The 19976-nt window shown below is 67.9% G+C and carries 20 protein-coding genes and 2 pseudogenes; 10 read left to right on the top strand and 12 right to left on the bottom strand.

What is annotated here, in order from left to right:
- Positions 1 to 4: 4 nt before the first annotated feature.
- Together POF73_RS46325 and POF73_RS46320 are read right to left on the bottom strand one after the other, a co-directional pair.
- Positions 5 to 601, bottom strand: a complete 597-nt coding sequence (locus tag POF73_RS46325) for a dienelactone hydrolase family protein (RefSeq protein ID WP_272121100.1) — start codon at positions 599 to 601, stop codon at positions 5 to 7.
- Between the two features lie 70 nt (positions 602 to 671).
- Positions 672 to 806: pseudogene (locus POF73_RS46320) on the bottom strand (dienelactone hydrolase family protein); the annotation flags it as partial.
- 36 nt (positions 807 to 842) lie between these two features.
- On the opposite strand from POF73_RS46320, the gene POF73_RS28440 reads away from it, so the two are divergent.
- Positions 843 to 1676 carry an SDR family oxidoreductase gene (locus POF73_RS28440; protein ID WP_272121097.1) on the top strand — a complete coding sequence of 278 codons (834 nt, stop codon included), beginning with the start codon at positions 843 to 845 and terminating at the stop codon, positions 1674 to 1676.
- 1098 nt (positions 1677 to 2774) lie between these two features.
- Here the strand turns inward: POF73_RS28440 and POF73_RS28435 are convergent.
- Both POF73_RS28435 and POF73_RS28430 read right to left on the bottom strand, forming a co-directional pair.
- On the bottom strand, positions 2775 to 2930 hold the full coding sequence (locus tag POF73_RS28435) for a hypothetical protein (protein WP_272121094.1): 156 nt from the start codon (positions 2928 to 2930) through the stop codon (positions 2775 to 2777).
- 65 nt (positions 2931 to 2995) lie between these two features.
- Complete coding sequence (locus POF73_RS28430; RefSeq protein WP_272121091.1) at positions 2996 to 3874, bottom strand: SDR family NAD(P)-dependent oxidoreductase; 879 nt, start codon at positions 3872 to 3874, stop codon at positions 2996 to 2998.
- Between the two features lie 218 nt (positions 3875 to 4092).
- On the opposite strand from POF73_RS28430, the gene POF73_RS28425 reads away from it, so the two are divergent.
- From POF73_RS28425 to POF73_RS28415, 3 genes are read left to right on the top strand one after another with little or no spacing between them, the layout of a single operon-like run.
- Positions 4093 to 4413: a 2Fe-2S iron-sulfur cluster-binding protein gene (locus POF73_RS28425; RefSeq protein ID WP_099926998.1), complete on the top strand. Its 321-nt coding sequence runs from the start codon at positions 4093 to 4095 to the stop codon at positions 4411 to 4413.
- 6 nt (positions 4414 to 4419) lie between these two features.
- Positions 4420 to 5673 carry an NAD(P)/FAD-dependent oxidoreductase gene (locus POF73_RS28420; RefSeq protein ID WP_272121086.1) on the top strand — a complete coding sequence of 418 codons (1254 nt, stop codon included), beginning with the start codon at positions 4420 to 4422 and terminating at the stop codon, positions 5671 to 5673.
- 54 nt (positions 5674 to 5727) lie between these two features.
- The gene (locus POF73_RS28415) at positions 5728 to 6393 is read left to right on the top strand and encodes a TetR/AcrR family transcriptional regulator (protein ID WP_272121083.1); all 666 of its coding nucleotides are present in this window, start codon (positions 5728 to 5730) and stop codon (positions 6391 to 6393) included.
- Between the two features lie 325 nt (positions 6394 to 6718).
- On the opposite strand, the gene POF73_RS28410 is transcribed toward POF73_RS28415, so the two are convergent.
- The 3 genes from POF73_RS28410 to POF73_RS28400 all read right to left on the bottom strand — a co-directional run bounded on the left by POF73_RS28410 (position 6719) and on the right by POF73_RS28400 (position 9247).
- Entirely contained in the window at positions 6719 to 7285 is a 567-nt protein-coding gene (locus POF73_RS28410; protein WP_051705232.1) for a VOC family protein, read from the bottom strand.
- Positions 7286 to 7508: 223 nt separating this feature from the next.
- Positions 7509 to 8201: an alpha/beta fold hydrolase gene (locus POF73_RS28405; RefSeq protein WP_272121077.1), complete on the bottom strand. Its 693-nt coding sequence runs from the start codon at positions 8199 to 8201 to the stop codon at positions 7509 to 7511.
- Positions 8202 to 8221: 20 nt separating this feature from the next.
- Complete coding sequence (locus POF73_RS28400; RefSeq protein WP_272121074.1) at positions 8222 to 9247, bottom strand: AraC family transcriptional regulator; 1026 nt, start codon at positions 9245 to 9247, stop codon at positions 8222 to 8224.
- Positions 9248 to 9315: 68 nt separating this feature from the next.
- Here POF73_RS28400 and POF73_RS28395 point away from each other — a divergent pair, with 68 nt between their 5' ends.
- Both POF73_RS28395 and POF73_RS28390 read left to right on the top strand, forming a co-directional pair.
- The gene (locus tag POF73_RS28395; RefSeq protein WP_272121072.1) at positions 9316 to 10278 is read left to right on the top strand and encodes an alpha/beta fold hydrolase; all 963 of its coding nucleotides are present in this window, start codon (positions 9316 to 9318) and stop codon (positions 10276 to 10278) included.
- Positions 10275 to 11438: an LLM class flavin-dependent oxidoreductase gene (locus tag POF73_RS28390; protein WP_272121070.1), complete on the top strand. Its 1164-nt coding sequence runs from the start codon at positions 10275 to 10277 to the stop codon at positions 11436 to 11438. The genes POF73_RS28395 and POF73_RS28390 overlap by 4 nt, the downstream gene beginning before the upstream one ends.
- Positions 11439 to 11472: 34 nt before the next feature.
- On the opposite strand, the gene POF73_RS28385 is transcribed toward POF73_RS28390, so the two are convergent.
- Together POF73_RS28385 and POF73_RS28380 are read right to left on the bottom strand one after the other, a co-directional pair.
- Positions 11473 to 12282: an IclR family transcriptional regulator domain-containing protein gene (locus POF73_RS28385; protein ID WP_272121068.1), complete on the bottom strand. Its 810-nt coding sequence runs from the start codon at positions 12280 to 12282 to the stop codon at positions 11473 to 11475.
- A 172-nt stretch (positions 12283 to 12454) separates the two neighbouring features.
- Positions 12455 to 13054 (bottom strand): NADPH-dependent FMN reductase, encoded by a 600-nt coding sequence (locus POF73_RS28380; protein ID WP_234310560.1) that lies wholly within the window; start codon positions 13052 to 13054, stop codon positions 12455 to 12457.
- Between the two features lie 310 nt (positions 13055 to 13364).
- On the opposite strand from POF73_RS28380, the gene POF73_RS28375 reads away from it, so the two are divergent.
- From POF73_RS28375 to POF73_RS28365, 3 genes and pseudogenes are all read left to right on the top strand, one after another.
- A complete protein-coding gene (locus POF73_RS28375; RefSeq protein WP_272121064.1) occupies positions 13365 to 14528 on the top strand; it encodes a CaiB/BaiF CoA transferase family protein in 1164 nt (387 codons plus the stop codon).
- The gene (locus POF73_RS28370) at positions 14525 to 15328 is read left to right on the top strand and encodes a citryl-CoA lyase (protein ID WP_272121062.1); all 804 of its coding nucleotides are present in this window, start codon (positions 14525 to 14527) and stop codon (positions 15326 to 15328) included. The genes POF73_RS28375 and POF73_RS28370 overlap by 4 nt, the downstream gene beginning before the upstream one ends.
- Positions 15329 to 15514: 186 nt before the next feature.
- Positions 15515 to 15754, top strand: a pseudogene (locus POF73_RS28365) (PAS sensor protein); the annotation flags it as partial.
- A gap of 381 nt (positions 15755 to 16135) precedes the next feature.
- On the opposite strand, the gene POF73_RS28360 reads toward POF73_RS28365, so the two are convergent.
- The 3 genes from POF73_RS28360 to POF73_RS28350 are packed head-to-tail and all read right to left on the bottom strand — an operon-like array spanning position 16136 to position 18768.
- Positions 16136 to 17344, bottom strand: coding sequence for a cytochrome P450 (locus POF73_RS28360; RefSeq protein WP_272121060.1), 1209 nt, complete (start codon positions 17342 to 17344; stop codon positions 16136 to 16138).
- A 45-nt stretch (positions 17345 to 17389) separates the two neighbouring features.
- The gene (locus POF73_RS28355; protein WP_272121058.1) at positions 17390 to 18574 is read right to left on the bottom strand and encodes an NAD(P)/FAD-dependent oxidoreductase; all 1185 of its coding nucleotides are present in this window, start codon (positions 18572 to 18574) and stop codon (positions 17390 to 17392) included.
- A complete protein-coding gene (locus tag POF73_RS28350) occupies positions 18571 to 18768 on the bottom strand; it encodes a ferredoxin (RefSeq protein ID WP_272121056.1) in 198 nt (65 codons plus the stop codon). The genes POF73_RS28355 and POF73_RS28350 overlap by 4 nt, the downstream gene beginning before the upstream one ends.
- A gap of 313 nt (positions 18769 to 19081) precedes the next feature.
- Here POF73_RS28350 and POF73_RS28345 point away from each other — a divergent pair, with 313 nt between their 5' ends.
- Positions 19082 to 19657: a TetR/AcrR family transcriptional regulator gene (locus tag POF73_RS28345; RefSeq protein ID WP_272121054.1), complete on the top strand. Its 576-nt coding sequence runs from the start codon at positions 19082 to 19084 to the stop codon at positions 19655 to 19657.
- Positions 19658 to 19976: the final 319 nt, after the last annotated feature.

Here is a 19976-nt window from a genome sequence, read left to right as displayed (position 1 = left end):
GGGTTCATCGTTGCATCGGCTCATATCTCGCGAAGCTCGAGGTCCAGATCCTCTTCGAGGAACTACGCGCCGCCGGCGTCCGCCTCCGCTTGAACGGTACGCCGAAGCGTGGATGGTCGAACTTCATCAACCAGATCACCGAGCTGCCGGTCGCGCGGGCATGATCCGGGGCTCCGCATAGAAGGGCCATCATTGCGTCCGTCGGCGTCAGGGTCTCGTCGAACAGGGCGATCAGCTCGGTCCTGTGGCGCTCTGCGGCGGCCTCGGTCAGCTGCCGGTCGAGCTCCTCGACCATCTCCGGTGAGTAGCCCGCGTCATGGTCCGCGCCGGCGACGAGCACCCGGGCCTTGAGGTGCGGCACAACGCGGCTCGGGCTCAGCTCGTCGTCGGTGATGAGGCACCCAGTGTGGAACGTCGCGAGCGCGACGATCCGGTCGGGACAGGTGCCGACGGCGGTGAATGCGAGCGCCCCGCCCATGCAGTAACCGGTCACGCCGACTCCCGTACTGGCAACATCGTCGCGCGAGGCAAGGTAGTCGAGGAACGCCTTGCTCTCCTCGGCAGCGCGGCGAGCGTCGGTCGAGGAGGTAATCGGGCCCAAGCACTTCCGACCTGTTTGAGCTCCCGAACACCTCCTTCAGTTTCAGCGGCCCGTAGGCCCCGGCTCGACAGAAGACGTCGGGGACGAGGACGACGTAGCCGTATTCAGCAAGGCGCCAGCCCATGCCCAACGCTGGCGGTCGGATGCCGAAGGCATCCGCGTACATGAGCGCACCGGGGTGCGTCGCGTCGTCGGGCGCGAACACGCACACCTGCTGTCCGTAGTCGAAAAGGAAATCGTTATGTCAAAGGCATGGTTCATCACGGGAGCGGGCCGAGGATTCGGCCGGGAGTTCACGAAGGCAGCGCTGGATCGCGGCGACCGCGTCGCGGCGACCGTCCGGAACACCGACGCCCTCGACGACCTCCTCACGCAGTACGGCGACGCGCTGCTGCCGCTGCAGCTCGACGTGACCGACCGTGACAGCGTCTTCCAGGCGGTGGCCGACGCCAAGGCCAAATTCGGCACACTCGACGTCGTGGTGAACAACGCTGGTTACGGCCTCTTCGGCCCCGTCGAGGAGATCACCGTCGAGCAGCTGCGCGACCAGTTCGAGGTCAACCTTTTCGGCGTGCTGCATGTCACCCAAGCGGTCCTGCCGATCCTGCGCGAGCAGGGCTCGGGTCACATCGTCCAGATCTCCACGATCGGCGGCATCGCCGCCTTCCCGTACCTCGGCGGCTACCACGCATCGAAGTGGGCCCTCGAAGGCCTCACGGAATCGCTCGCCCAGGAGGTCGCCCCCTTCGGCATCAAGGTCACCCTCGTCGAGCCCGGCGGCTACGCCACCGACTGGAGCGGCAGCAGCGCCGTCCACACCACACCTCAGCCGCAGTATGACGGACTCCGCCAGGCCTTCGCCGAGCAGCAAAAGCACACCCCGGCGTCGTACATCGGCGACCCGGTCGCCGTCGGCCCCGCGCTCCTGAAGGTCGTCGACGCCGAGCAGCCACCGCTGCGCATCTTCTTCGGTACCGCCCCACTGCCACTGGTCAGCGGCCTGTACCAGCAGCGGCTCGAGACCTGGAACGAGTGGGAGCCGGTGTCCGCTGAGGCGCAAGGACACCGCGAGTAATCACACGGTCGTCGCCACCGGCGCGGCAGTGGCTGAGCTCGTCGTCGGGGGCGGCAACACCGTCATCGTCGTCGGCTACTCGCCGGAGTAGACGGCGGCCGTGGCAGGCCCAATCGTCGGCGAGCCCGTGCGCCTCGTCGAGGTACACGAAGCCAGCGCCGAGGCGAGGTGCACGAGCTCGCCGACGAGCTGCGGAAAGCACACCGAGCCGCATCGACGTGCTCGCGAGCAACAGCTGAACTGGCACATACGCAGGACGAAATAGACCACCGCGAGGGCTGGCAGAAGCCGGCGGCGTCGCTCGGCCTTGCGGTCTACCTCTCAAGCACTTCGAGAGGTGGCCTCCTCGGTGAGTACGCCGAGCCGGATCCGGTCGTCGAACTGCGAGTCCAACCGTCTTCGGAGGCTTCGATGCGATACCGGACGAGCCGCCGTCGTGACGGCTGAGAAAGACACTGATGGCAAACTAAGCGCTCAACGGGGCTCCCTCACAGGCAGTCGGATCTTGGTCGATCTGCTGTCTCACGGGGAGCCCCGTTGCCATGTGTCGGCGTACACCTGAACGTGGCCCTGGCAAGATTCGTGAAGCGGGGGTTGTGCCACCATGCGCCGGTGACGCTTCGTCACGGGCGGCGGGACTGTCGGCGATCTTCGTGCAGCTCGTGTCTCCCCACCTGAAAGCGGTGTCGATGGAGCGGCTGTTAGCAGAGGCCGGCACAGTGCGTGGGCGGCTCGTACACGTGAGTTTAGGATGGCATGTCCGAAATACGGTCACAGCTCGGCGCGGGTGCACAGGCGCTGCATCCGGACTCTGGCTGATGTCGTTGTCGGGGCCGTCCCGTGTTGACCAACCTGGTGTGCGGCGGCTGTTCTGTGACAGCGCGGTCTGCGGTCGCGGGACAGCCGCCGCAGTATCGCGTGGAGATGGCAGGGATGCTGCTAACCGGCCGCTGCGGCGCCCGGCTCATGTGCATCTTGAAAGTGCCATTGTTACGGACGAGTGTGCGGTTTCGCCTGATGCGCATCCAGCTGCCGTTGTCCTCGACACCAAGGGTCTTGGGGGGGGGGGGGAGACGACTTCGCCTTCTACACAGACGTCTACGGCACGCTCCTGGTGGACGCCGACACGCGGCTGCCGAACTGAAGCTCCAGAAGAGGATCATGGCCGACCGTGCAGGAGCTCCACACCTCCGCCAGCGCGTCCTCATGGCCGTCTCCGACGCCACTAGCCGTGACGGAGCGTCGCTGGCGCATGATGGCACACCCCCGCTTCACGAATCTTGCCAGGGCCACTCAAACCAGCACGGAAACAGCCGGTGCTACGAGAGGCCGGGTGTGTGGACTACCGGGCACTTGGTGATGTCGCCGGTGCCATCGTGCACCCACTCCGCACCCGCCTCTTCACGGTGCTCGGCCCAGCTCAGGTCGCTGAGGATGCGGTGCGCTCGGTCCTTCGCGAACGGCACCGACTTCGGGTTTGTGACGATCAGCTCCCTCCCCGAAAGCAGACCGTCAAAAGCGATGCGCGCGACCTCGCTGGTCTCCTGCGCATACGGCGTAACGGCCGCCGCGAACTCTTCAGATGCGGAGACTATGCCGCTGACCTGCTCTGTGAGCACCCAGCCGGGGGCAACGAGCGACACCCCAATGCCTGTCCCCGCCAAGTCCCGGCGAACGACCTCGGTAACGGCGAGCCCAGCTTGCTTGGTGACGGTGTAGGCGCTCAGCGGCATCACATGCGGCGGCACGCCGAGCGAGTGCTCGGAGCCGACGTTCAGGATGTAGGCCGGCGCGCCCTTGGCGGCGTTCGACCGCAGGTCGTCCGCGAAAGCCTGGATCGTCCACACATAGCCGAGCACGTTGATGTTCAGCGCCCGCTGGATCCCCTCGGGGTCGATGTCGATGATCGAACCGGCGCTGTCACCGCCGGCGGCGTTGTTGATGAGGACGTTGACCGGACCGTACTTGACGCGAGTGAACGCGGCGAGTTCCTGCACGCGTTCGCGAATCGATACGTCGACCTGGAACCAGTCGGCCTCTGCGCCGGCAGCACGGAGCTGCTCGACGGCGGCGCCGGCGTCCGAGATCGAGGCGATCACCACGCGTGAGCCGCGCCTCGCGGCCTCGAGCGCCAGGCCAAGGCCGACGCCCGTGCCTCCTCCGGTTACGACGGTCAGTGCATTGCGAAGATCGGTCACCGCTGCCTCCCGGCAGGTCCCTGCGCCCCACTCCGATGTGCGAGCGATCGGAAGAGAAGCTACGCCGGGATCGCTCCTAATGCAACGAGAGAGTTAATAAATAGAGCCACTCCAGGGTAGTAATCACCAGCGGCTTCAGGTAAACATTGACCCGCAAGTCAAACTCGGTCGCAGCGTGATCGACGTTGCTTCCAGCGGACGAGGAGGTCCGAGTACACATGCCGAAGGTGGAATACGTGCTGCCCAGCGGGGAGCGTCGAGCAGTCGAAGCCGAGGACGGCGCTTCAGTGATGCAGACCTCGCTCAACAATTTGGTGCCGGGCATCATCGGTGAGTGCGGGGGTGAACTGTCGTGCGCTACCTGCCACGTCTTCGTCGCGCCCGAGTGGTCCGATCGCCTCGGCGGGCGAAGCCCCGAGGAAGAGGACATGCTGCAGGTCACCGCGGCGGAGCCGACCGAGTTCAGCCGCCTGTCCTGCCAGATACGCTGCACAGCAGACACCGATGGGCTCGTCGTTCACGTGCCCGAGGTGCAGTGACCTACGATGTCGACGCGTTCTGACCGCATTGTCATAGTAGGCGCCGGACAGGCCGGGGTTGAGGCAGCTGCTGCGCTGCGGATGGCCGGGAGCGGCGTTCCGATCACGGTCCTCGGCGACGAATCCGCGGCGCCATATTCGCGCCCCCCGCTCTCGAAGGGCATCCTCACCGGTGCGGCGCAGTTCCCCGAGATCGCTCTGCGGACCGACCAGTTCTACGTCCGCGAAGGCATCGATCTCCGGGTCGGCCGTGCGGTCGCTGATATCGATGCAGCCGGCCGAACCGTTCACTTGGACGACGGCGACACGATTCCGTACGAATCGCTCATCATCGCCACCGGCTCCAAGGCCCGGATGCTGCCGAATCCGGAGCTCCGCGGGGCCGCGAACGTGCTGACGCTGCGCACGATCGATGACACGCTCCGGCTGCAGGAGTTCCTTCGGCCCGGCGCGCGCGCGGCCATCATCGGTGGCGGTTACATCGGACTCGAGATCGCTGCGGCCGCGCGTCGCGCCGGCGTCGAGACAACCATCCTGGAGGCTGCCGATCGCGTGCTGGCGCGCGTGACCTCCGCACCCGTATCCGACTTCTTCCAACAGATCCATCGTGAAGAGGGCGTCGATGTACGGACCGGGGCACGCATTGCCGGCTTCCGCACTGACGCCCACGGCAACGTAGCGGCCGTCCTGCTCGACGGTGCACCGGCACTTGAAGTCGATTTCGTGCTAGTCGGCATCGGTGTCACGCCGCGCACCGAACTCGCGGAACGTGCCGGAGCGCTCGTCGACAACGGGATCGTCGTGGATGCGCACCTTCGCACTTCTGTCCCCGGCGTGTATGCCATCGGTGATGTTTCGCGGCACCCTTGCCCGCAGCACGGCGGCCTACGGCGCCTTGAGTCGGCGCCGAACGTATCGGAGCAGGCTCGACACGTCGCGCGGAGCATCCTGGGAGATGAGGCCCCGTATGCGGCGCTTCCTTGGTTCTGGTCCGACCAGTACGACCTCAAGCTGCAGTCGGTTGGCCTCAGCGCCACGGCTGACACGGTCGTAGTGCGCCCCAACCCGGGTCACGATCGCAAGCTCGAAGTCTTCTATCTTGAGGCGGGCAAGCTCATCGCCGCCGATATCGTCGGCGCATCAGGTGACTTCGCATTCTCCCGGAAGCTCGTCGAATCGAAGACCGTCCTGGACCCGGAGGCGCTCGCCGACCCGGACGTCCCGCTTCGCAGCTTCCTGGCCCTCGCCGGCGCTGCCTGAGACCGGTCCACGTCACCTACACATGTAGGGTGGTCGCCTACATGTGTAGGGTGGATGATTGACTTGTCAACACAGCGCGCGACGCCACAAAGCAAAGACGTCAATTCGGATGATCGGGTTCATCGCGAACGTGGCCGACTCCGTCGCGAAGAGATCCTCCTCGAGGCCGCGAACCAGTTCAGCAGGCGGGGTCTCGATGCGGTGAGCGTCGAGGATGTCGCAAAGGCGGTCGGCTGCAACAAGTCGCTGGTTTACTACTACTTCGGCAGCAAAGACGGCTTGCGGGACGCCGTGATGAAGAAGCTGCTCGACATCACCCAGGAGATCTGGAGTGAACTCCGTTCCCAGACCTTCGCACACTGGGTGCGTGATACCACCGAATGGCCCCGGAATCAATCCAACATCCCGTGGCTGCGCCTCACAGCCCGAGAAGGACTCTCGGACACCGGACGTGCAGTGCTCGAGGAGGAGCGCGCACGCGCGCTCGGCGAAAGCACCCGGGTCGTCGTGCGTGCTCAGGGCAGCGGTGAAGTTGACTCGGAGCTTGATCCCGAGCTGGTGGCGCTCCTCATCCTGTTTCTCACGATGGGCCCCGTCACCATCCCCCAGTTGGTGCGCATGGTCACCGGTGACTCTCCGGATAGCGTTCGCTTTCAGGAACGGTACAGCGCGTTCATCGACACCCTTGTCGAGCGGCTGGCTCCGGGTTCGGCGAGCTGAAGATCCCCGTCAGGAAGGCGTCGCGACCGCTGCTTCCAAGCCTGCGAGGCGTCCGAATACCAGCGCACGCAGACTGGACGCGCCTGCCCGGTAAAATCGAACGGCTCGACCCCGCCGGCCCACTGGGTCGGCCTGTCCATGGGCGGCCTCGTCGGCCGACGGATCGCCGCTATGAGGACCCGGAGAAGGCCCTGATGTTCGGACCCGCCTCGTCGCCTGTCTGGCGGGCGGTACTCGGTGTCGCCGCTGAGTGCCCGGGGGCCGCCCGTACCCACCCGCGCGGGACACAGGGATGGGAGGTGGATACGGGCGGCGGCACTGGGGCTCAGCGGTAGGTGTTGTTGCTGACGTGGTCACCTTCGAGCCACGACTTGAGTTCGGCGTGTGCGGTCCGTCGGCGCTCCTCGTCGGAGGCCTCGATGCCGGGGGCGTCCAGGGTGAACTCGAGGAGGAGGCCGTTCGGGTCGCTGGTGTACAGGGAACGGCAGTACCCGTGCTCCAGGACGTAGGTCTCCTCGGGCTTCCAGCCGGCGTCCTTGAGCCGCTGGGCGACGGCGTCCTGGACCTCCTCGGTGACCTTGAGCGCGATGTGCTGGAACGGCGAGTGCGGCATCCTCGGGCCGAACTGCTCCTGGTCGGCCGGGTCGACGAACTGGAAGAAGGCCAGCGCGCTGCCGTCCCCGAGGCCGTAGAAGGTGTGGCAGTACGTCCGCACGGCTCCGAAGAGCTCGTCGGACTCCTTCCACGTCGCCACCAGCGGCAGGCCGATGATGTCCTCGTAGAACGCCCGGGTCGCTTCCTGGTCCCGCGTGACGTAGGCGTTGTGGTGAAGTCGCGTCGGCAGGGAGCCGACGGCCGTGCTGTTGGCGGCTTCGGGCAGGGACTGGGTCATCGTTGACTCTCCTTCGTCATCTTCCGCTCACCGAGACGGAAACATCTCCGGACATCTGTCCGCCAGGCGAGCATGGGTCGACGGTCGCGCGCGGCTCTTCCCCGGTCAAGAGCCGGGAAAGGCAGGGGGATCAAGCCCTGCGGGAATCGGATGAATCGCGCGGAGAGCGGATCTGCGCGGAGCCGGACCGCAGCGCACCTGAGATCCCGGCGGGGCCGGGATCTCAGGTCCTGACCGTTCGCGCGGCATGTGCGGCCTGCTCGGCCAGAAGCGCCGCCAGCCGGTCCGGGGCGGAGAAAAAGGGGGAGTGGTCGCAGTCGACCTCGATGCTCTCGGTGGCGCGTGCCGCGCATTCGCGCTGCGCCTCGACCCGGACCGTCCGGTCCTTCGTGCAGACCACGTAGACGGACGGCGCGGACATCCACGCGGGTTCGATGATCGGCGTTCGCGGTACGCGGCTCGCCATCGGCCGCCACCGCTGAGCCGCCAACTCGGCCATGTTCGGCGGAGAGTGCGAGTAGAGGACCTCCCGGGCCTCCTCACGCAGGATGACGGCGCCGTCTTCGCCCATGTCCCATGCCGCCCGGAACTCCGGATGGCTCCAGCGGGGCGTGTGCGCCGCGGGTGACTCTCCGGCTGGTGGCATCCGCGCGGCCACGAAGACGAATCGGTCCGCTCCCTGCCCTCCGGCGGTCACCGGCAGGCCGCCGTAGCTGTGCGCGACCAGCACGAGGGGCCGTGCCCGCGCGATCTCGCGGACGGCCTCCCGCACAGCGGCGGTGTCGTCCTCGAAGGAGGTGAACGGAAGGTCGATCGCGCGGCCGGCGACGCCTACGCGATCCAGCCGCTCCAGGACCGGAGCCCAGCACCAGCCATCGTGGTTGGCTCCGTGTACGAAGAGAATCAGGGGGTCCACAGCTCGCTCTCTGTTCAACGTCAACGGCGCATCGTCGCGGACGGCGACTCTCCAAAGCGCTCTTTGTAGGCGGCCGCGAAGCGGCCCGTGTGAGTGAACCCGTGGCGCAGAGCCACATCGGTGACCTTCACCCCGGTGGAGGGGTCGGCGATCAGCAGTTCCTCGTGTACCTGTTCGAGGCGGTGGCGGCGGACGTACGACATCGGTGACGTGCCCAACTGCCGACGGAACGCCGAATGCAGGGAACGTTCGCTCACTCCGGCGAATTCAGCGAGGTCAGCGACCGTGAACGCGGCGTCGGGGGACGATTCGATGAGTTCCACGACGCGCCGGACCACACGGGGCGCCGGCAGCGGCTGCGCCGAGAAAATTCGGTCGGTGTAGTTGTGCCGTTGCCCGAGCAGCAGGGCGGTCAGGATGCCGTGTTCGATCTCCTTGGCGAGCACCGGGGGAGGGCCGGCCTTGCCGCACTGTTCGAGTGCCCGCTGCAGCGTCCTGATCGCGGCCGTGATGCCCTGACCACCGCGCTTGAGGTCCATTTCGGTCTCGAAGCGCAGGGGCGCGTGCAGCGGCTCGTTGAGCAGGTTCCGCAGACAGCGGTCGATGAGGGCCTTGTCGACGGTCAGCATGAGCTGGCGCAGCCCGGGGGACCAGCGCATGCTGACGGTCTCCGGGAAGCAGAAGACCGCCGCCCGGGCCGGGCCGGCGACCGCGGTGGCCTCACCGGTCGAGCCCTCGTCGATGAGCATGGTGCCGCCGAAGACGAAATTCACGCACACGTCGCTGATCGGCGGCGTGCAGGAGATCTCCACCGCGGGGCCGTAGCCAGAGGCCATCAGGCCGATGCCGTTCAGCTTCCGGTATTCGACGCGGGCCTGGAAGGGACTCCCGCGCTCCAGCACCTTCATGCTGTGCACGTTCTTGAGGAGTTCCTGCGTCCGTGCCCGCGCCTCGGACGGGTCCCGCGTGTTGATCAATCGGCCGTAGGGAACGCTGGTGCCCTCCGGTATCAGCCCCTCGTCCATCGACATTGACGGAGCGCGCATGACTACCTCCACCGTCGGACGCCTGTCCGTATGACGTCCAGCTCGCAGAATCCGGGGTTGCGACCGGTATGTCAACCGTGGTGCGGGAAGCGGCCCAAGGCTGCGGCATCCGGCTCGGTGCCTCTGCCGCCGACTCCCTACCTTCGGACGTCAGCAGCACAAGAGCCGGAGGTAGTGCAGTGACACAAGTGACGACCACCGAGGCCGGGCGGGACGTGAGCAGTCCGCCGACCGAGGATTTTCTCGAGGTCCCCGGAGGGCGGGTTCACCTGCTGCGGGGCGGTAAGGGGGCCCCGGTCCTCTTTCTGCACGCGGCTGGCGGCGCGGGCCAATGGCACCCATTCCATGAACTGCTGTCGCGCGGTTTCGAAGTTTTCGCTCCCGACCACCCGGGGTTCGGCGGGTCGGACGAGTTCCCCGAGCTGGAGGGCGTCGACGATCTGGTCTTCCACTACCTCGACGTCATCGAGCGGCTGGGGCTGGAGCGTCCGCACATCGTGGGTGCGTCCTTCGGCGGATGGGTCGCGGCGGAACTCGCGGTCGCCCGCCCGGACTTGATCGGCTCGCTGACCCTGCTCGGCCCGGCCGGGCTGCGGCTGCCGGCACATCCGCTCGCTGATCTGTTCCTCATGACGCCGGACCAGGTGGTCGACGCACTCTTCAAGGACCCCGCCAAGGCGTCGGCCCTGTTCCCCGGCGAGCCGGGCGTGGACGACATCCTCGCGGCGTACCGCGACATGACCGCCCTTGCCCGCTTCTCGTGGCATCCCTTCCTGAACAACCCGAAGCTGGAACGCAGGCTGCACCGCATCACCGCGCGCACACTCGTCGTCTGTCCGGCCGAGGACAAGGTCGTCCCCGTTGCCCACGGAGCGCGCTACGCCGAACTCATTCCTCAGGCCCGGTTCGCACAGGTCGAGGACTGCGGTCACGCGATGTATTTCGAACGTCCGCAGGAGTTCGCCCAGGTTGTCACCGAATTCCTGGCCGAAGCCGATGCCAGGACCGAGCTGAGCGGAGCGAGCCGATGAAGTTCGTCTTCTTCCACCTGATGCCCTACCCGTACCTGCCGGACGACTTCGACGAGAAGTACCCGAGCCCTTCCCTCACCTTCCCGAACAAGTTCTTCGACCGCGAACTCGGCAACCGGCTCTACCACCGGTACCTGGACGAGCTGGAGCATGCCGAGAAGCTCGGTTTCGACGGGATCGCCGTCAACGAGCACCACCAGAGCGCCTACGGCCTGATGCCCTCGCCGAACCTCATGGCTGCGGCCCTTGCCCGGCGTACGGAGCGGGCGCAGATCATGGTGCTCGGCAACGCGATCGGCGTGCGCGGCAATCCGCTGCGGGTGGCGGAGGAGATCGCCATGCTCGACCACCTCAGCAATGGGCGGGTGGTCTCCGGATTCGTCCGCGGCATCGGCTGGGAGTACTTCGCGCAGAGCGTCAACCCGACCCGGTCACGGGACCGGTTCAACGAGGCCCACGACCTGATCATCAAGGCGTGGACGTCCGACGAGCCGTTCCAGTGGGTCAGCCCCAACTACGAGTACCGCTACGTCAATCTGTGGCCGAGGCCCGTGCAGGAGCCGCATCCGCCCATCTACATTCCCGGCGCCGGCAGTACGGAGACGATGAAGTTCGTCGCCGAGCACGGCCACACCTATATGTCGGTCTACGCCCCGACGCCCCTGGTCCGCCGCTGGTTCGACGGACACCGGCAGGCGGTGGAGGAACTGGGCATGGAACACGACCCGGTGAAGTCCGCCTTCTCGGTGCCGATCTATGTGGCGGAGACCGATGAGAAGGCTCACCGTGAGGGACGTCGGCACATCGAGTGGCTGTTCCACCGCGGGCTCAAGCAGAGCTTCCCGCAGGTCTATCCGCCGGGTTACATGTCGCCGGGCTCGATGCGCGGTCTGCTGATGTCCGGAATGAAGCCCTACACCGAGACGTCGTACGAGGAACTGCTGGCGGGCGGATACGCCGTCGTGGGCAGGCCCGAGACCGTCGCGGCCCGGCTGAGCGACCTGCAGGCGCAGCTCGGCTTCGGCCAGCTCATCGGGCTGTTCTCGATCGGAGACATCACCGCCGAGGAGATGACCAGGAGCATGGAGCTGTTCGCGTCCGGGGTGATGCCCGCCCTGCGTCCGCTGGGCGTCGCGGGCAAGGTGCCGGCATCCTCCTGACCGGTACAGCCCAGGCTCGCCCCCCCCGGCCGGATCAGCCGCCCCGGGGGGCGAGCGTGGCGAGGGGACGGTTCTCCCATGCGGCCCAGTCGGCGCTGATGTCGCCGGCGGTGCGCAGCAGCAGGGGAAGATGGTCTTCGACCAGGCGGTCGACCGAGGTCTCGGCGGCATGCGCGTTCACGTTCACCGCCGCGACTGTGAGACCCTGCCCGTTGCGGATGGGCGCGGCGATGGACCTGATGCCGAGAGCGAGTTCCTCGTCGGTCACCGCCCACCCCTTGGCCCGTACGTCGCGGAGCATCTCGTTGAGTTCGTCGCGCTGAGGGTGGTGCCGGGGCGTGATGCCCGACCTGCTGGGCTGAGCGAGGACGCGGTCGAGTGCGGGACCGTCCAGGGCGGCAAGCAGCACTTTGCCGAGAGACGTTTGCACGGCGGGGAAGCGGGTGCCGACGGTCACCGACAGCGTCACCAGCTTGGGCATGGCGACCCGGGATACGTAGACGATGTCGGATCCGTCGAGCTGCGCGATCGAGCACGACTCCCGGGTGCGGTCGACCAGGGTACGCAGGTGAGGTTCCGCCAGCTCCCAGATGTTCTGCGAGCCGATGTAGGTCATCCCGAGTTCGAGCACGCGGGGCGTCAAGGCGAACCCGGCTTCGTCGCTGCGTACGTATCCCAGCTTCTGGAGCGTGATGAGAATCCGGCGTGCTGTGGGCCGGGCGAGCTGTGCCTCGGCTGCGACCTCGCTCAGCGTCATGTACCGCCTGCCCGGCTGGAAGCAGCGCAGAACGTCGAGCCCTCTCGCGAGGGCCTCGATGAAATCCGGACCGGCGTCCCGGCGCATCTGTCGTCCCTCCACACCTGCGAAATGGGCGGACGGGCCGAATGACCGCCCACCGGATAATTGTCCGCCACTGTACCGCCGCCCGCTCCGCAGATGGCAGGTCCAGGTCGGCGCATGGCGCGACCGTGGGACGGCGCGGAACGCTGCCCCACGGTCACGCCGTGCGCCCACCTCACGCCTGCGCCGGAGCCAGCACCCTCTCGTCTCCCAGCCGAGCGGCGGCGAACTCGACGACCTGCCGGCCGACGGTCTCCAGCTGGAACCGGGCCGACTCGTCCGTGCAGGCGCCGGTGACCGGGTCGAAGAGCCCCGGCATCGAGGCATTCAGCGCTGCACCCATCGGGGTAGGCCACCCTCGCAGCGCGTGCGCGCAGGTGCGCAGGGTCTGCAGGGTCGCCACACTCGCTTGCCAGCCGTAAGCGACGGCGATGCAGCCGACCGGGAGCCCGGCAAGGTAGGAGCGCTCGTCGTCTCGCAGGTCCTCGACATAGTCAAGGGCGTTCTTCACCATCCCCGACACCGTGCCGTGGTAGCCCGGGGACGAGATCAGCAGTGCGTCCGCGTCACGCAGCGCCGCCACCAACGCGGTGGCCCGCTCCGTCCTCGCCGACTTCTCGGGATCGTAGAGCGGAAGGACGAGCTCCTCCGCGGTGATCAGCTCGATGGTCGCGCCGGCGTCCGCCGCAGCCGCGGCGGCGACCCGCAAGGCGCGCTCCGAGCTGGAGTTCTGCCGCGTCGTCCCGCCGATCCCCAGGACTCGTGTCGTCTGCACGCCCATGGCGTCCTCCACAGTGCGATCTCGTGCTCGTCATCGAGCGTTCGGTCCGTTGTCTGTAGGGGCGACGGTAGGAGGGGGCGGTCGGCGGCACGAGCCGCTTCCGGCACGGTCGGGCCGTTTCCGGCAACAGGACCACCTCTCCCTGCCGTACAACGGACTAACGTCCACACAACGGTTACCTCAACCCTCACGCGGCGGGCGGCATACCTTCCACATGGAGGTGGGCGGTTGACACTGGCTGTATCAGGAACCCAAACTGTCGGACAGTCGTCCGTATGGCGGACATGTTGAAGGGTGTCGCCCGATGACCGACACAGTTGGAGCCCTCGACGGGCTGCTGATCGCCGACTTCTCCCGCATCCTCGCCGGGCCGTACGCCACCATGCTGCTCGGGGACATGGGTGCCGAGGTGATCAAGGTGGAATCGCCCGTCGGTGACGACACGCGCACCTGGGTGCCGCCGGTCCGGGACGAGGTCTCGACCTATTACCTCGGCATCAACCGCAACAAGCGGTCCATCGCCCTGGACCTCAAGAGCCCCGGGGACCTGCGCCTGGCCAGGGAACTTGTCTCGCGCGCCGACGTCATGATCGAGAACTTCAAGCCCGGCGGCCTGACGCGCTTCGGCCTGGACTACGACACGGTCAGCGCCGACAACCCGGGGCTGGTCTACGCCTCGATCAGCGGGTTCGGCACCACGGGTGGGGCGTCCCTGCCCGGCTACGACCTCCTGGTCCAAGCGGCATCGGGCCTGATGAGCCTGACCGGAGACGCGGACGGCCCGCCGTATCGGGCGGGGATCTCGGTGTTCGACGTCATGACGGGGATGCACGCCGCCATCGGCATCCTGGCTGCCCTGAACCACCGCAACGCGACCGGGGCCGGGCAGCACGTGGAGGTCAATCTCCTGTCCTCAGCGCTGTCCGGACTGGTGAACCACACCTCCGCCTACGTGGCCGGCGACGTCGTCCCGCACCGGATGGGCAACGCACACCCCAGCCTGTTCCCCTACGAGCCGCTGCCCACGGCGGACAAGGACCTCATCGTCATCGCAGGCAATGACGGCCAGTTCCGCAGACTCTGCGCCGAACTCGGCCTGGACGAGCTGCCCGAGGACCCCCGCTTCGCCGGCAACGAGGCCCGCACCCGCAACCGCGAACAGCTGGGCCCCCTCCTGGTCGCCAAGCTGAAGGAGCGCCCGGCGGACGAGTGGTTCAAGAAACTGTCCGAGGCCGGCATCCCGTGCGGACCGATCAACCACGTGGACGGCGGTGTTGCCCTCGCCAAGGAGCTGGGGCTCGACCCGGTGGTCACCGTCGGCTCAGGACCGCAGGCGATACCGATGATCCGCAACCCGATCACCTTCAGTGCCACCGCGCCACGGCACATCCTTCCTCCCCCCGACCTCGACCAGCACGGCGACGAGCTGCGGGCCTGGCTCGCGGCGGACAAGGACGTGGACCAGTGACTGCCGGACAGCCCCAGTACCCGACCGGACTCGGCACATCGGATGCCACCACCATCAGACTGCTCGGCCATGACCTGGCGAACGACCTGATGGGCCAGGTCGGCTTCGGCGAACTCGCCTTCTGGCTCGCCGCCCAGCGCCGCCCCAGCGCGGGCGAGGTACGGCTCTTCGAGACAGTGTTGGTCGCGCTGGCCGACCATGGCTTCACCCCCACCGCCATTGCCGCCCGTCTGACCCTGCTGTCCGCACCGGAGTCGATCCAGGGAGCCATGGCCGCCGGCCTGCTCGGTGGCGGCTCCCGCTTCCTCGGTGTCACCGAGGACACCGGCCTCTTCCTCGACGAGGTGATCACTGCTGCGGGAGACCCGCTCCCGGTCACCACCGAGGAGTGGGACGCCCTGGCCGGCAAGGCACTGGCCGAACGCAAGGCGACCAAACGGTTCGTGCCCGGCCTCGGCCACCCCGTGCACAAGGAACGCGACCCGCGTACAGCGGTGATCATCCGCATCGCACGCGAGGAAGGGGTTTACGGCCCCCACCTCGCCCTGTTCGAGGCCCTCGGCCGCATGGCACCCGAGATCCTCGGCCGGACCCTGCCCCTCAACGGCGCCGGCGTGTGCGGTGCCGCACTCGCCGACCTCCGCCTCCCCGCCGAGTTGCTGCGCGGCTTCGCTCTCCTGGCCCGCTCGGCCGGACTCCTCGGCCACCTCGCCGAGGAACTCCGCCGTCCCATCGCCGCCGACATCTACCACTCGGTCGACCGCAACGCCCGCTACGTCGCCGGTGACGCCGTCGGATAAACAACCCCAAGGACACGAGGGGCTGCCTCGGCGGATGGAGAAAGCCCCTCCTGCGGTGCCCGTCGGTGAGCCGGGGGGCGGGTTCCACAGAGGACGGGGACTACGGCCACGACCACCTGACGGCCGGTTGCCTGGCTGCGGCATTACGCCTCGCACCGCCCATATGGACCGGCTCCAGCCAACCACGTGGACAACGCCCGCCGGTACACGCGCGAACGCGGCATCGCGCTGGCACTTCAGCGCGCCCTGCTGCCCCCGACCCAGATCTCCCACGCCACGGTGGAGATGGCCGCCCGCTATCGAACGTCGGGCGGCGACGCCGAGGTGGGCGGCTACCGGTTCGACGTGATTTCGTTGCCCGGCGCACGGGTCGGCCTCGTCGTCGGCCATGGCATCAACGCGTCCGCCACCATGGGGCCCCTCCGTCCTGACATACCCCATCCCCGGACACCGGCCAGCGCCGCCGGCCAACCAGCAACGGAGTCCCGCCATGCCCGCTGGACAGTACGGGCGCCGACACCACCGCCTTCTCGCCGCACAGCTCTCCGGCCTCGCTGGCCCAAAACCATCCGTGGCTTTCTCACCGGCCACGGCGGTGCCGGGTTCCGGCCCCACCGCGCGCTGTGGGGCCGGAATCGTTGTCGGTTCGGCGGAGGTGAGTCCCGGGATAGGTGAGCGACCGGCGGTGGTGCGGGCGTGGTGACGCTCAGCAGCCGGACGGTGGCGGGGCGGACGGGAACAGAGGGTGCCCCTTGTGTGACGGCGGCAGGGGAACAAGGAGCTGCTGTCGCCTCTGGGTGGATTCGGTCACCAGGCCACCGGAAGAGCGGTGACGCCGTACACGAAGCTGTTCGTCCGCATCTCGATCTCGTCCGCGGGAGCGTCCAGACGCAGCGTCGGGAACCGTTCGAGGAGCGCGGGAATCGCGATGCGCAGCTCGACACGGGCCAGTTGCTGGCCGAGGCACTGATGGATGCCGAAGCTGAAGGCCAGGTGAGCGTTGGCGGAGCGGCGGCCGATGTCGAGGGTGTCGGGGTCCTCGAAGCGCTCCGGGTCACGGTTGGCCGCGAACAGGGCGGGGATCACCACATCGCCCTTTTTGATCTGCCGTCCGCGGACCTCGACGTCTTCCAGAGCGGCGCGTTCCAGGCCGTACTGCGGGATGGTCAGGTAGCGGAGCAGTTCCTCGACCGCGTTGTCGATCCGGCCGGCCGGGTCTTCGCGCAGCAGTGCCAGTTGGTCGGGGTGCTGGAGCAGGGCGAAGGTGGACAGGGTGATCATGGTGGCGGTGGTCTCGTGACCGGCCACGAGCAGGCTCATGCCGAGGGCGGCCGTCTCCTCCAGGGAGAGCTCCTCGTCCTGGGCGAGTTCGCTGAGTATGTCGTCCGTCGGCTGGGCGCGCTTGTGACGGGCCAGTTCGTGGACGAAGTCCAGGAGCTCCTGGTTCGCCGAGGCATACTCTTCCGCGGTGCTGCCCATTTTCAGCAGGGCGGCGCTACGGGACTGGAACTCCGCGTGGTCCCCATAGGGCACGCCGAGGAGTTCGCAGATGACCAGTGAGGGGATGGGCAGGGCGTACGTCTCGACCAGGTCGACCGGGGGCCCCACGCGCTCCATCTCGTCGAGGCGCTGGTCGACGATCCGGGTGACGGCATCGGCGAGCTGGGCGACCCGCTTGGTGGTGAACTTGCCCTGGAGCTTGCGGCGCAGGCGGGTGTGGTCCGGCGGGTCCATAGGGTTCATGTTGCCGGGGCCGGCGGGCCTGCGTGCGGAGAGCATGGTTCCGATGGCCGAGGTGCGCAGTTCACCGCGGGAGCTGAAGGTCTCGTGGTTGCGCAGGGTCGCGTAGACGTCGTCGTAGCCTGTGAGCAGCCATCCGTCGGTGCCGTCCGGCATGGTGACCGGGCACACCGGCTCCTTCTCCCGGAGCTCCTTGAGCTCGGGGGGCGGGTCGAACGGGCAGCCTTTCGCCCGCTGAATGGGGATCGAACGGCGCTCGGGCAGGGTTTCCGACATGGGGATTCCTTTCTTCATGGGATGTGGGTGAGGCGGCGCGGCGCGTCAGGGCGTCCGGGCCGCCTCCACGGCGTCGCGCCAGGCGGCGCGCAGGGCGACGGACTGCCGCCATGCCCGGACCACCTTCGGCGGCATACCGACGCCGAGGACTCCGGTGAGGCGGTCGCCTCTGCGGTAGGCGGCGACGAACCGGCGGGAAGCCAGGTCGCCCTCCACGACGGTGACCTCGTCGTGTCCGCGCAGGTAGCCGTGGGCCTGGATCTTCATGCCGTACTGGTCGGACCAGAAGTACGGCACCGGCGCGAAGGGCTTGCGCGCCTGCGGGTTGAGCAGGTTGCGGGCGGCGGCCATACCCTGTTCGGCGGCGTTCGTGCGGTGCTCGACGCGCATCCGCGTGCCGAACAGGGGGTTGTGCCACGAGGCCACGTCGCCGGCTCCGTACACGCCAGGGGCAGCGGCACTGAACTCGTCGCACACCAGGCCGTCGCCGATGGTCAGGCCGCTGCCCTCCAGCCATTCGGTGTTGGGGTGGGAGCCGATGGCCAGGAGTACTTCGTCGGCTCTGAGCACGCTGCCGTCGCCGAGGCGTACGCCACCGGAGACGACCTCGGCGACTGTCACTCCGGTGCGCAGGTCCACGCCGTGCTCGTCGTGGAGGGAGGAGAGTACGCGTCCGACGTCCTCGCCCACCGCGTGGGCCAAGGGCACGGAGGCCGGTTCCAACAGGGTCACCCTCGCGCCCAGGCCGCGGGCCACTGAGGCGGCCTCGGATCCGAGGAATCCCGCTCCGACCACGGCCAGGTGACAGCCGGGCCGGATGCGCTCCCGCAGAGCGAGCGCGTCGTCCAGAGCGCGCAGCACGTGTGCCCGCTCGCCGGGTAGCCGGCGCGGCCGTACACCTGTGGCCACGATGAGGCCGTCGAAGCCCACCTCGGAGCCGTCGGCCAGCGACACCGTGCGGCCGCTCAGGTCCAGTCCGGTTGCGGCGACGCCGAGGCACAGCTCCAGTCGCAGGGCTTCCAGATCGGGCGCCGGGCGCAGCGGGAGCCGGTCGGCGGCCCACGATCCCGACAGGACCTCCTTCGACAACGGCGGCCTGTCGTACGGCGGCAGGAGTTCGTCGCCGACGAACGTGATCGCGCCCTCGTATCCCTCCCGCCGCAGCGTCCCTGCCGCGGCGAGCCCGGCGGCCGAGGCTCCGACGATCGCGATCCGGTTGAAGGAGTTCACGATTCGGTCAGCCGTATCGCCGCGGCCGGGCACACCGCCGCCGACTCCCTCACGGCGTCATGGTGGTCGGGTGCCGGGGACTCGTCCAGGAGGATGACGAGGCCGTCTTCCTCCTGCTGGTCGAAGATCTCCGGGGCGAGCAGGACGCACTGCCCCGAGGCGACGCATTTGGGAGCGTCGACTTCTACCCGCATAGGCATAGGCGTATCACCTCAACTGTCATGGCTGGCTTGTTCACTGCGGCGCACAGCGTGCTGTCGGCGGTAGGCCGTCACCCAGGCGCCATGGGAAGCAGTCTACGAGTTATTGGCCTAAGCGGACAGTAAGTCCGGACGGGACATGAAGTCCCTGGATGACATAGCATTACTTTCGGCCAGATGGTGGGGATGAGCGGAGACGGGTGACGTGAAGTGCGGCGACACGGCGACAAGCCGACGAGGCGCGCCGGACGCGGAGCGGAGAACGGGCCGTCCGCCACTGACGGAACGGCGCAAGGCCGAAACGAGGATGGAGATCGCCCGCGAGACAGTGCGACTGTTCACGAGCAAGGGCGTCGCCGCGACCTCGGCCGACGAGATCGCGGAAGCCGTCGGCATCTCGACGCGCACACTGCGGCGGTACTTCCCCAGCAAGGAAAATTGCGTCCAGCCCTTACTGGCAGCGGGGGCCGAAGCGGTCACCCGGCGACTGCGCACATGGCCGTCGGGGCAAACCCTGCGCGAGGCCGTGAACGACTGGGAAGACGGCGACGTCCTGATGGACGAGCCCGACATCGCCGCGAGTCTGGACCTCATCCGCCTCACCCGCACCGAGCCGGGACTGAAGGCCGTATGGCTCCAGACGTACCACGCGTACGACGGTCAGCTCGCCGAAATCCTCGCCGCGCGCGCAGGTTGTGACGCTGATGACCTGCACATCAGGATCCAAGCCGCGACGATCAACGCTGCCCTGCGCGTGGCCGCGGAGCATTACGCATGGCGGGAGCGCGATGGCCGAGCCGAGCCGGGCCAGAATGAAAGTGCGGGACTGTCGGAGGTGCTCCGCACCGCCGTGTTGACAGCGGCTCAAGGGCTCCCCGACTGAGATGGCGTGCGGCGCGTTGATGACACCGGAAGGACCGCAGGTTCTCCGAGTTGGAGCGGCTGCGCCGACCGCCCACGAGGACGATGGGCACCGCGTTCTCCCAAAGGCTGGAGCGAGTGGACGAGATCGGCTCGTTCCCGCTCGGGCGGCTGACGCTGTCACCAATATCGGCGTTCTCCGGCTTCGTCGGCGGCCCCTCGCCCAGGAACCAGACGATCTCGGAGATCAGCCGCCGATCACCGGCACGGCCGCACGGGATCTCCTTCGCCACGGCCTCGCCCCGCGCCTGGTCGCGGCCGTGCAGTACAACCGTCGCGCC

Origin of the sequence: Streptomyces sp. HD (genome assembly GCF_028369295.1) — a bacterium.
Lineage (GTDB): Bacteria > Actinomycetota > Actinomycetes > Streptomycetales > Streptomycetaceae > Streptomyces.
The sequence above is the reverse complement of the archived record's forward strand: the minus strand, read 5'-3'. Positions and strand labels throughout refer to the sequence as shown.